The 11,768-nt window shown below is 71.6% G+C and carries 11 protein-coding genes; 10 read left to right on the top strand and 1 reads right to left on the bottom strand.

Going from position 1 to position 11,768, the window contains the following annotated elements:
• Positions 1-61: 61 nt before the first annotated feature.
• On the bottom strand, positions 62-376 hold the full coding sequence (locus ACFHYO_RS02755) for a DUF1476 domain-containing protein (RefSeq protein WP_036701937.1): 315 nt from the start codon (positions 374-376) through the stop codon (positions 62-64).
• A gap of 163 nt (positions 377-539) precedes the next feature.
• On the opposite strand from ACFHYO_RS02755, the gene purC reads away from it, so the two are divergent.
• From purC to lysM, 10 genes are all read left to right on the top strand, one after another.
• Positions 540-1,298, top strand: a complete 759-nt coding sequence (purC, locus tag ACFHYO_RS02750) for a phosphoribosylaminoimidazolesuccinocarboxamide synthase (protein ID WP_036701908.1) — start codon at positions 540-542, stop codon at positions 1,296-1,298.
• A gap of 10 nt (positions 1,299-1,308) precedes the next feature.
• The gene (gene purS / locus ACFHYO_RS02745; protein WP_036701910.1) at positions 1,309-1,548 is read left to right on the top strand and encodes a phosphoribosylformylglycinamidine synthase subunit PurS; all 240 of its coding nucleotides are present in this window, start codon (positions 1,309-1,311) and stop codon (positions 1,546-1,548) included.
• 85 nt (positions 1,549-1,633) lie between these two features.
• Positions 1,634-2,518, top strand: a complete 885-nt coding sequence (locus ACFHYO_RS02740) for a LysR family transcriptional regulator (RefSeq protein WP_394318209.1) — start codon at positions 1,634-1,636, stop codon at positions 2,516-2,518.
• A 68-nt stretch (positions 2,519-2,586) separates the two neighbouring features.
• The gene (locus tag ACFHYO_RS02735; protein ID WP_394318207.1) at positions 2,587-3,120 is read left to right on the top strand and encodes a formate dehydrogenase subunit gamma; all 534 of its coding nucleotides are present in this window, start codon (positions 2,587-2,589) and stop codon (positions 3,118-3,120) included.
• Complete coding sequence (locus ACFHYO_RS02730; protein WP_394318205.1) at positions 3,120-4,652, top strand: NADH-ubiquinone oxidoreductase-F iron-sulfur binding region domain-containing protein; 1,533 nt, start codon at positions 3,120-3,122, stop codon at positions 4,650-4,652. The genes ACFHYO_RS02735 and ACFHYO_RS02730 overlap by 1 nt, the downstream gene beginning before the upstream one ends.
• Positions 4,649-7,537: a formate dehydrogenase subunit alpha gene (fdhF, locus tag ACFHYO_RS02725; RefSeq protein WP_394318203.1), complete on the top strand. Its 2,889-nt coding sequence runs from the start codon at positions 4,649-4,651 to the stop codon at positions 7,535-7,537. Before ACFHYO_RS02730 ends, fdhF begins: the two co-directional genes overlap by 4 nt.
• On the top strand, positions 7,534-8,370 hold the full coding sequence (gene fdhD / locus ACFHYO_RS02720) for a formate dehydrogenase accessory sulfurtransferase FdhD (protein WP_394318201.1): 837 nt from the start codon (positions 7,534-7,536) through the stop codon (positions 8,368-8,370). Before fdhF ends, fdhD begins: the two co-directional genes overlap by 4 nt.
• Before the next feature lie 3 nt (positions 8,371-8,373).
• Positions 8,374-8,673, top strand: a complete 300-nt coding sequence (locus ACFHYO_RS02715) for a formate dehydrogenase subunit delta (RefSeq protein WP_081962543.1) — start codon at positions 8,374-8,376, stop codon at positions 8,671-8,673.
• A gap of 121 nt (positions 8,674-8,794) precedes the next feature.
• Positions 8,795-11,068 (top strand): ribonuclease R, encoded by a 2,274-nt coding sequence (gene rnr, locus ACFHYO_RS02710; RefSeq protein ID WP_394318199.1) that lies wholly within the window; start codon positions 8,795-8,797, stop codon positions 11,066-11,068.
• Between the two features lie 71 nt (positions 11,069-11,139).
• Positions 11,140-11,748: a peptidoglycan-binding protein LysM gene (gene lysM, locus ACFHYO_RS02705; protein WP_394318197.1), complete on the top strand. Its 609-nt coding sequence runs from the start codon at positions 11,140-11,142 to the stop codon at positions 11,746-11,748.
• Positions 11,749-11,768: the final 20 nt, after the last annotated feature.

Here is an 11,768-nt window from a genome sequence, read left to right as displayed (position 1 = left end):
CGCGGCACGAAAAAGGGGGCCGCAAGGGCCCCCTCGGGTTCGTCCGCGCGGGTGCTGGGGCTCAGGCCTCGTCCACGACCTGACGGCGGGCCTCGGCGCGCAGCTCGGCCATCTTGGCGCGGACGGTCGCCTCGTCGGCCTTGCCGGCCAGGTCGCCCGCCACCTTGCGGAACACGTCGTCCTCGCCCGGCTGCTCGAAGTCCGAGGTGACGACGGTCAGCGCATAGGTGCGCGCCTCATCGCCGGTCTTTCCCAGAAGCCCCGCCGCCCATTCGCCGAGCAGGCGGTTGCGGCGCGCCTCGGCCTTGAAGCGCAGATCGGCGTCATGGGCGAACTTGGCCTCGTAGGAACGCTCGCGGTCGTCGAAAGTGGTCATCATGGCCTCCGGGTTTGGGGTCGCGCCCCATATGCGCGCGCGGGCGCGGTCCCGCAACCCCGTATTGCCCGCCGGGCATCCCCGGCCCGTATTGCCCCCCTGCGGGGTTCGGCGCTATGGGGGACGCGACACTCTGCCCTAGCCCAGGACGAAAGGCGCGATCATGGCCCCGCGGCGCAAGAAGGTTTACGAAGGCAAGGCCAAGATCCTGTATGAGGGCACCGAGCCCGGTACCCTCATCCAGTACTTCAAGGACGACGCCACCGCCTTCAACGCCCAGAAGAAGGCGGTGATCGAGGGCAAGGGCGTGCTGAACAACCGCCTGTCCGAGTATTTCATGCAGGGGCTGGGCAACATCGGCGTGCCGACCCACTTCATCCGCCGCATCAACATGCGCGAGCAGCTGATCCGGCAGGTCGAGATCATCCCGCTCGAGGTGATCGTGCGCAACTTTGCCGCAGGCTCGCTGGCGAAGCGGCTGGGGATGGAGGAGGGGACCCAGCTGCCCCGCCCGATCGTCGAATACAGCTTCAAGAACGACGAACTCGGCGACCCGATGGTCAGCGAGGAATACGTCATCGCCTTCGGCTGGGCGAGCCAGCAGGATCTGGACGACATCATCAGCCTCGCGCTCAGGGTCAACGACTTCCTGTCCGGCGTGTTCTACGGGGTCGGCATCAAGCTCATCGACTTCAAGATCGAGATCGGGCGGATCTGGGACGGCGATTTCATGCGCCTCGTGGTGGCCGACGAGATCAGCCCGGACAGCTGCCGGCTGTGGGACATGAAGACCGGGCAGAAGCTCGACAAGGACGTGTTCCGGCGCGATCTCGGCAACCTTACCGACGCCTATACCGAGGTCGCCCGCCGCCTCGGCGTCATGCCGGCGGCCGCGCCGGTCAAGCCGACGCTCATCAACTGAGGGGAAACCGATGAAAGCCCGCGTCACCGTCATGCTGAAGAACGGCGTTCTGGACCCGCAGGGCGAGGCGATCCGCCACGCGCTGGGCAGCCTCGGGTTCTCGGGCGTCACCGGGGTCCGGCAGGGCAAGGTGATCGAGCTGGACCTCGAGGCGACCGACCCTGCCGCGGCCGAGGCCGAGGTGGGGCGGATGTGCGAGACGCTGCTCGCCAACACGGTGATCGAGCGCTGGTCGGTCGAGCTGATCTGACCCGCGCGGACGCTGCCGCCGGACCGGGGCGCTGCCCCGGACCCCGGCGCATTGACGCCAGAAAGACGCGCCCGGCGGGGCGCCGATGATCGACCGCCTCGCCATGTTCATGGTGCTGGCGCGGACCGAGCATTTCGGCCGCGCCGCCGAGGAACTGGGGATCACCCAGCCGTCGCTGTCCTCGGCGCTCAAGGCGCTCGAGGATCAGCTTGGGGTGCAGCTCGTGCGGCGGGGGTCGCGCTATCGCGGCCTGACGCCCGAGGGTGAGCGGGTGCTCGACTGGGCGCGGCGGATCGTCGGCGACGCGCGCACCATGCAGGCTGAGCTCAAGGCCCGCCGCACCGGCGTGACCGGGCGGCTGCGGCTGGGGGTGATCCCGACCGCCATGCCGCGCATTGCCGGGCTGACCGCGCCGTTCCTCGCCCGCCACCCGGGGGCGGAGGTCGCGATCCTGTCGCGCTCGGCCGACGAGATCCGCGACCAGATCGCCGCGCTCGAACTCGATGCCGGGGTCAGCTACCTCGACGCCCCGGCGCTCGGGCGGGTCCAGACCGTGCCGCTGTTCGTCGAGACGCTGTGCCTCGTGGATCGCTCGGCCCGCACCGACCCGGCGAGTTGGGAGGAGGCGGCGACCCGGCCGCTGTGCCTGCTGACGCCCGACATGCAGAACCGCCGGATCGTCGCGGGCGAGCTGGCGCAGGTGGGCGTGCCCGCCGCGCCGCGGGTCGAATCGAACTCGATGCTGGCGATCCTGTCCCATGTCACCACGGGCGCCTGGGCCGCGATCCTGCCGCAGGCGCTGGCCGAAGGCCTGCCGCTGCCGCGAGGGGTGACGGCGCGGCCGCTGACCGGCGGGGCGGGCCACGCGGTGGGACTCGTCGTGGCCGACCGCGCGCCGCAGCCGCCGCTGGTCGAGGCGCTGGTGCAGGTCGCACGGACGGCCTCGGCCGATAGCTTTCGTCTATCGTAAGACGATGGTTTCAGATTGATTGCTCTATCGCTCGGGCGTTACCCTGCGTCACCGATTGCGGAGCCACGATGCCAGCCAACCCCGATCCCGCACCGACCGACCCGGTCCCCGTGCTGCCGAACCAGCCCCGCGCCCGCCCCCTCGACCCCGAGAGCGCCGCGCGGATCGAGGCGATCATCGCCCGCCACGCCGGGCGCGAGGCGCCGCTGCTGCCGATCCTGCACGACGTGCAGGCCGAGTTCGGCTTCATCCCCGAGGCGGCCCAGCCGCTGATCGGCCAGGCGCTGGCGATGAGCCGGGCCGAGGTTCACGGCGTCGTCAGCTTTTACCACGATTTCCGCGCCGCCCCCGCCGGCCTCCACGTGCTGCGCCTTTGCCGGGCCGAGGCCTGCCAGTCGGTGGGCGCCGACGCGCTGGCCGACCAGTTGCGCGTGGCGCTGGGGCTCGACTGGCACCAGACCTCGGGCGACGGGGCGCTGACGCTCGAGCCGGTGTTCTGCCTCGGGCTCTGCGCCTGCGGGCCGGCGGCGCAGTTCGACGACCGGCTGGTCGGGCGGGCCACGGCGGCGGGGCTGCTGGCGCTGGCCGGGGGGCGGGCGTGATGCGGGTCTGGGTGCCCGGCGACGCCGCCGCCCGCGCGCTCGGCGCCGATGCGGTGGCCGAGGCGGTCCGCGCCGAGGCGGCGCGCCGGGGCGAGCCGCTGACGCTAATCCGCAACGGCTCGCGCGGGATGGTCTGGCTTGAGCCGCTGGTCGAGGTCGAGCGGGACGGGGTGCGGATGGGCTTCGGCCCGATGACGCCCGAGGCCGTGCCGGGGCTGTTCGAGGACGAGGGGGCGGATCATCCGCTGGCGCTCGGCCCGGTCGAGGCGCTGCCGTGGATGGCGGCGCAGACGCGGCTGACCTTTGCCCGGGTGGGGGTGATCGACCCGCTGTCGCTGGCCGAATACGAGGCGCAGGGCGGTCTCGCGGGGTTGCACGCCGCGCTCGCCGCGCCGGACCGGATCGTGACCGAGATCACCGACTCGGGCCTGCGCGGCCGCGGCGGGGCGGGCTTCCCGACCGGCATCAAATGGGCCACCGTCGCCCGCGCCGCGGGGCCGCAGAAATACATCGTCTGCAACGCCGACGAGGGCGACAGCGGCACATTCGCCGACCGGATGCTGATCGAGGGCGACCCCTTCGTGCTGATCGAGGGCATGGCGATCGCCGCCGTGGCCGTCGGCGCGACCCGGGGCTTCATCTACCTGCGCAGCGAATACCCTGACGCGATCCGGGTGATCGAGGCGGCGGTCCGCCTTGCCCGCGACGCGGGGGTGCTGGGGCCGGACGTCCTCGGCTCGGGGCTGGCCTTCGACATCGAGGTCCGCGTCGGCGCCGGCGCCTATGTCTGCGGCGAAGAGACGAGCCTTCTCAACAGCCTCGAGGGCAAGCGCGGCATCGTCCGCGCCAAGCCGCCGATCCCGGCGCTCGAGGGGTTCATGGGCCGCCCCACGGTGGTCAACAACGTGCTCTCGCTCGCCACCGTGCCGTGGATCATGGCCCACGGCGCCGCCGCCTATGCCGCCCACGGCATCGGCCGGTCGCGCGGGACCATGCCGCTGCAGATCGCGGGCAACGTCCGCCACGGCGGGCTTTACGAGGTCGCCTTCGGCCTGACGCTCGGCGAGATCGTCGAGGGGATCGGCGGCGGCACCGCCTCGGGGCGGCCGGTCAAGGCGGTGCAGGTGGGCGGCCCGCTGGGCGCCTATTTCCCGCCCGCGCTCTTCGACACCCCCTTCGGGTACGAGGAGTTCGCGGGGCAGGAGGGGCTGGTCGGCCACGCCGGCATCGTGGTCTTCGACGACACCGCCGACATGCTCGCGCAGGCCCGCTTTGCGATGGAGTTCTGCGCCATCGAATCCTGCGGCAAATGCACCCCCTGCCGGATCGGCTCGGTCCGCGGGGTCGAGACGATCGACCGGATCGCGGCCGGCGACACGGGCATGATCCCGGTGCTGACCGACCTCTGCCACACGATGAAATGGGGCTCGCTCTGCGCGCTGGGGGGCTTTGCGCCCTATCCGGTGATGTCGGCGCTGACCCACTGGCCCGAGGATTTCACCGCTCGCGCCGCACAGGAGGCTGCGGAATGAAGGACTTCGTCATCCCCCCCGCCGACTGGACCCGCGACATGGGCACCCCCGCCTCGCGGTCGGACATCGAGGTGACGCTGACCATCGACGGCATCGCCGTGACCGTCCCGGCCGGCACCAGCGTCATGCGCGCCGCCGCCGAGGCCGGGATCTCGGTCCCGAAGCTCTGCGCCACCGATCACGTCACCGCCTTCGGCTCGTGCCGGCTCTGCGTCGTCGCCATCGAGGGGATGCGCGGCACGCCCGCCTCCTGCACCACGCCGGTGGCCGAGGGGATGGTGGTCCGCACCCAGACCGACGAGGTGGCCCGCATCCGCCGCGGAGTGATGGAGCTTTATATCTCCGACCACCCGCTCGACTGCCTGACCTGCGCGGCGAACGGGGACTGCGAGTTGCAGGACATGGCCGGCGCCGTGGGCCTGCGCGAGGTGCGTTATGCGCCGGGGCTGAACCACGTCCACGCGCGGGCGGGCGACGCGCCCAACACCGAATGGCGGCCCAAGGACCAGTCCAACCCCTATTTCACCTTCGATCCCTCGAAATGCATCGTCTGCTCGCGCTGCGTGCGGGCCTGCGACGAGGTGCAGGGGACCTTCGCGCTGACCATCGAGGGGCGGGGATTCGACAGCCGCGTCTCGGCCGGGATGGCGTCGGACGACTTCCTCGGCTCGGACTGCGTGAGCTGCGGCGCCTGCGTGCAGGTCTGCCCGACCGCGACGCTGCAGGAGAACACCCAGATCGCCATCGGCACGCCCGACCGGATCGTCAAGACGACCTGCGCCTATTGCGGCGTGGGCTGCTCGTTCGACGCCCATCTGCGCGGCGAGACGGTGGTGAAGATGGTGCCGTCGAAGGACGGCAAGGCCAACCGCGGGCATAGCTGCGTCAAGGGCCGCTTCGCCTGGGGCTACGCCACCCACGCCGAGCGCATCCTGAACCCGATGATCCGCGAGGATTTCCGCGACCCCTGGCGGGTCGTCTCGTGGGAGGAGGCGCTGGCCTTCGCCGCCCGCCGCCTGCGCGAGACGCAAGCGGCGCACGGGCGCGAATCGGTGGGCGTCATCACCTCGTCGCGCTGCACCAACGAGGAAACCTATCTCGTCCAGAAACTCGCCCGCGCGGTGATGGGCAACAACAACACCGACACCTGCGCGCGGGTCTGCCATTCGCCGACCGGCTACGGGCTCAAGACGACCTTCGGCACCTCGGCCGGCACCCATGACTTCGATTCGGTCGAAGAGACCGACCTCGCGCTGATCATCGGCGCCAACCCGACCGAGGGGCATCCGGTCTTCGCCTCGCGCCTGCGCCGCCGGCTGCGGCAGGGGGCGGGGGTAGTGGTGCTCGACCCGCGGCGGATCGATCTGCTGAACTCGCCGCACATGAGCACGGCGCTGCACCTGCCGCTGCTGCCCGGCACCAACGTCGCGGTGCTGACCGCCATGGCCCATGTGATCGTGGCCGAGGGGCTCGAGGACGCGGCCTTCATCCGCGAACGCTGCGACTGGGACGAATACCTCGCCTACCGCGACTTCCTGCTCGACCCCCGCCACGCGCCCGAGGCGGTCGAGGCGGCGACCCACGTCCCCGCCGATCTGGTCCGGCAGGCGGCGCGGGCCTATGCGGGGGCGCCGAACGCCTCGATCTACTACGGGCTGGGGGTGACCGAGCACAGCCAGGGCTCGACCACGGTCATGGCGATTGCCAACCTCGCCATGCTGACCGGTAACATCGGCCGCCCGGGGACCGGGGTGAACCCGCTCAGGGGTCAGAACAACGTCCAGGGCTCGTGCGACATGGGGTCCTTCCCGCACGAGTTTCCGGGCTACCGCCACGTCACCGACACCGAGACCCGCGAGCTTTACGAGCGCGTCTGGGGCGTGCCGCTGTCGGACGAGCCGGGGCTGCGCATCCCCAACATGTTCGACGCGGCGACCCAGGGGACGTTCCGCGGCCTCTACTGCCAGGGCGAGGACGTGCTGCAGTCCGACCCCGACACGACCCATGTGCAGGCGGCGCTGGCGAGCCTCGACATCCTGATCGTGCAGGACCTGTTCCTGAACGAGACCGCAAACTACGCCCATGTGTTCCTGCCGGGCTCGACCTTCCTCGAGAAGGACGGGACGTTCACCAACGCCGAGCGGCGCATCAACATGGTCCGCCGGGCGATGCCGCCCCGGAACGGGCTCGCGGACTGGGAGATCACGCAGGCGCTGGCGAACGCGATGGGCGCGGCCTGGGACTATCGTCACCCGTCCGAGATCATGGACGAGATCGCGCTGACCACGCCCAGCTTCGCCGGCGTCAGCTTCGACCTGCTCGACCGGGTGGGCTCGGTCCAGTGGCCCTGCAACGACAAGGCCCCGCTGGGCACCCCGGTGATGCACGTCGACGGCTTCGTGCGCGGCAAGGGGCGTTTCATCCACACCGAATACGTGGCGAGCGACGAGCGCACTGGCCCGCGCTTCCCGCTGCTGCTGACCACCGGGCGGGTGCTGACCCAGTACAACGTCGGCGCCCAGACGCGGCGGACCGAGAACCTGATCTGGCACGCCGAGGATCTGCTGGAGATCCACCCCGCAGATGCCGAAACGCGCGGCATCCGGGACGGCGACACCGTGCGGGTGGCGAGCCGCGCCGGCGACACCACGCTGCGCGCGAAGATCACCGAGCGGGTGGCGCCGGGTGTGGTTTACACCACCTTCCACCACCCGACGACGCAGGTGAACGTGGTGACGACCGACGCCTCAGACTGGGCCACCAACTGCCCCGAGTTCAAGGTCACGGCGGTGCAGGTCAGCCCCTCGAACGGCCCCTCCGAGTGGCAGGAGGCGTATCGCAGCCACGCCGAAATGGCCCGCCGCATCCTGCCGGCCGCGGAATGAGCGGGACCGGCACCGTCAGGGCCCCGGCGCCCGGCCGCCCGCTCAGGCGCTGGCGCGAGGGGGCGTGGGTGACGGGCGAGGACCGCCCCGCTGTGCCGCCCGAGGAGGCCGCGGTGGCGATCGTCATCGACGGCGCCTCGCAGGCGGTGCTGATGGCGACGCCGCATGACCTCGGCGACCTCGCCCTGGGATTCGCGCTGACCGAGGGGCTGATCGACAGCCCCGCCGACGTGACCCACGCCGAGACGCTCGAGGTGGCGGCCCCCGTCCCCGGCATGGCCGCGCATGAGGCGCGGTTGTGGCTGCGCCCCGGCCTTTCCGTGCGGCTGGCCGAGCGGCGGCGCAGCATGGTCGGCCCGGTCGGCTGCGGCCTCTGCGGGGTGGACAGCATCGCCGCGGCGCTGCCCGAGGTGCGCCCAGTGCGCTCCGACACCCGGCTTGCGCCCGCGACGGTGGCCGCCGCGATGGCGGCGCTGAGCGACGGGCAGCGGCTCTGGCGGCGCACGCCGGGCATCCATGCCGCAGCACTCTGGACGCCCGGCGCGGTGATGGTGCGCGAGGACGTGGGGCGGCACAACGCGCTCGACAAGCTCGGCGGGGCCGTGGCGCGGGCGGGGATCGCGCCGGACGGGGGGGCGGTCGCGATGACCTCGCGCCTGTCGGTGGACCTCGTGCAGAAGACCGTGCGGCTCGGTGCCCCGGTGCTGATCGGGGCGGGCGTGCCCACCCGCCTTGCCATCGCCTGGGCCGAGGCCGCGGGCCTGACGCTGATCGGCCGCGCGCGCGGCGACGGCTTCGACATCTTCACCCACCCCCAGCGCATCGAGGGCTGAGCCATGTCCGAGGTTTCGGAACACACCCCGGACGAAAAGCTGCTGCGGATGGCGGCGCAGATCGCCGATTTCTTCCGCAGCCAGCCCGACCAGCCGCCCGAGGTCGGCGTCGCGGGGCACATCAACGACTTCTGGGGCTACCGGATGCGGCGCGGGTTCCTGGCGCTGCTCGCGGAGGGGGCCACCGACGACCCGGTGCTGCGCGCGGCCGGCGCGCTGATCCGCCTGCCGGGCGAGGCGACCGAGGGGGTTGTGCCGAACGACCCGCTCACCCACATGAACGAGGCCGAGGCGGAAAGCTGAGCCTGTCCCCGCCGGCCCCGATTTCACGCCGATGTGCCGTCCCGGACGTGCCCGGCCCCATCTTCGCGCGCCCCGACGCGCCCCCTCACGCGCGCCCCTGTGGCGTGCTAGCCTGAGCCCCATGAACCAGCTTCCCACCCGCCAGCAGATCCTCGACTGGATCGCCCAGAACCCCGACGCCACCGCCAAGCGCGACATCGCCAAGGCGTTCGGCGTCAAGGGCGCGGCCCGCATCGACCTCAAGCGTCTGCTGAAGGAGCTCGAGGCCGAGGGCGTGGTCGAGCGCCGCCGCCGCAGCTACCGCGACCACGAGAAGCTGCCGCCGGTCAGCGTGCTGGAAATCCTGCCGCCCGACGCCAATGGCGACCTGTTCGCCCGGCCGATGGAGTGGCAGGGGACCGGCCCGATGCCCCGCATCCTCTTCGCCCCCCGCAAGGCCGACCCGGCGGTGGGGCCGGGTGAGCGCATCCTCGCCCGACTGGCCGAGGTCGAGGGCGAGGACCACGACTACCAGGCGCGCCTCATGCGGCGCATCGGCACCGTCCAGCACCGCGTCGTCGGCATCTTCCGCAAGGCGACCGAAGGCGGGCGCATCGTGCCCATCGACAAGGGCCAGGACCGGCAGTGGCAGGTCCGCGCCGACGCCACGCTCGACGCCCAGGACGGCGAGCTGGTCGAGGCCGAGCAGATCGGCTCAAAGAACCGCCTCGGGCTGGCGCAGGCGCGTATCATCGAGCGGCTGGGCGACCCCTCGGCGCCGCGCGCGGTCAGCCTGATCGCCATCCACCAGCACGGCATCCCCGACGATTTCCCCGACGCGGTGATGGCCGAGGCCGACGCCGAGACCCCCGCGCCCCCCAAGGGCCGCGAGGACCTGCGCCGGGTGCCGCTCGTCACCATCGACCCCTCGGACGCCCGCGACCACGACGACGCGGTGGCGGCGCTGCCCGACGACGATCCGAAGAACCCGGACGGCATGGTGATCTGGGTCGCCATCGCCGACGTCGCCTATCACGTCCGGCCGGGCACCGCGCTCGACCGCGAGGCGCGGCATCGCGGCAACTCGACCTATTTCCCCGACCGGGTGGTGCCGATGCTGCCCGACGTGCTGTCGGGCGACCTCTGTTCGCTGCACGAGGGTGTGGACCGTCCGGTGATCGCGGTGCGGATGCGGCTCGATGCCGAGGGCAACAAGATCGGCCACGACTTCCACCGCGGGATGATGCACAGCCTCGCCTCGCTCAGCTACGAGCAGGCGCAGGCGGCCGCCGACGGCGCGCCCGACGAGGCCACCGCCCCGCTGATGGACGACGTGATCCGGCCGCTGTTTGCCGCCTACGGCTTGCTCAAGAAGGCCCGCGCCCGGCGGCAACCGCTGGAGCTCGACCTGCCCGAGCGGCGGATTGAGCTGACCGCCGACGGGCGGGTCAAGTCGGTGGCGTTCCGCGACCGCTTCGACGCCCACAAGCTGATCGAAGAGTTCATGGTGCTGGCCAACGTGGCCGCCGCCGAGGAACTCACCCGCCTGCGCCGCCCGCTGCTGTTCCGCGTCCACGAGGAGCCGAGCCCCGAGAAACTCAACGCGCTGCGCGACGTGGCCGAGGCGTCGGGGTTTGCGCTCGCCAAGGGGCAGGTGCTGCAGACGAGCCAGCTCAACCGCCTGCTGGCGCAGGCCGAGGGCACGGATTTCGACGAGCTGATCAATGTCTCGACCCTGCGGTCGATGACGCAGGCCTATTACCACCCCGAGAACTTCGGCCACTTCGGGCTGGCGCTGAAGAGCTACGCGCATTTCACCTCGCCGATCCGGCGCTATTCGGACCTGATCGTGCACCGGGCGCTGATCGCGGGCCACGGCTGGGGCGGCGGCAAGGACGGCAAGCCGGATGGGCTGTCGGCGCATGACGTCGAGGTGCTGGCCGAGACCGCCCAGCAGATCAGCGACACCGAACGCCGCAGCATGGCGGCCGAGCGTGACACGACCGACCGCTATCTCGCGGCCTATCTGGCCGACCGCGTGGGGTCCGAGTTCACGGGTCGCGTCTCGGGCGTCCAGCGCTTCGGCGCCTTCGTCAAGCTGGACGAGACCGGCGCCGACGGGCTGCTGCCGATCCGCGAGATCGGGCGCGAGTATTTCCACTTCGACCGCGACGCGCAGACGCTGGTGGGCGCCGACACCGGGCTGACGATCGGCATCGGCCAGCGGGTCACCGTGCGACTGGCCGAGGCGATCCCGACCACCGGCGGGCTGACGCTGGAACTGGTCGAGGTCGAGGGCCGCGGCATCCCCGCCGGCCCCAAGGGTCCGCGTGGCAAGGCGCCGCGGCGGCGGGACGGCAAGTCGGCCAAGGCCGGCGAGGCCCGCGCCCGCAAGCTGCGCCGGATCCGCAAGTAGGGCGGGGACGGCGCAGGAACCCTTTGGCGATCAACGGGTTGTTGGGGCGAAGCAACCGAAAGGATCGCCCCATGGGTTTCTGGGATTTCGTCAAGGACGCCGGCAAGTCGGTGTTCGGAACCGCCGAGGCCGCCGAGCCCAAGGCTCAGCCCGCCCCCGCGCCGCAGGCCAACCCCGCGCCGCAAGCCAACCCCGCACCGCAGGCTCAGCCCGCCCCTCAGGTCCAGCCTCAGTCGCAACCGCAGGCCCAACCCCAGCAGGCCCCGCAGGCCGCGCCCGCCCATGACGCCGACACCCAGCGCAAGCTCGACGCGCTCAATGCCGAGGTCCGCGCGATGGGCCTCGACGCGGGCGACGTGCGGCTGCACCTCAACGGCGACACGGTGACGATCGTCAGCCACGGGGCCGACCGCGAGACGCTGGAAAAGCTGATCCTCGCCGTGGGCAACATCAAGGGCATCGCCCGGGTCGAGGCCGACCTACCGCCCGCGCCCGAGGGCAAGCCCGCGGCCGAGCCGGTGTTCCACGAGGTCAAGAAGGGCGAGACGCTGTCCGAGATCGCCCAGCAGCACCTCGGCAAGGCCAGCCGCTACCGCGAGATCTTCGAGGCGAACCGGCCGATGCTGTCGGACCCCGACAAGATCTACCCCGGCCAGAAGCTGCGCATCCCGCAGGAGTGACGCGCAGGCCCTTTGTCTGG

The organism is Paracoccus panacisoli, from assembly GCF_042435015.1.
Taxonomy (GTDB): Bacteria; Pseudomonadota; Alphaproteobacteria; order Rhodobacterales; family Rhodobacteraceae; genus Paracoccus; species Paracoccus panacisoli.
The sequence above is the reverse complement of the archived record's forward strand: the minus strand, read 5'-3'. Positions and strand labels throughout refer to the sequence as shown.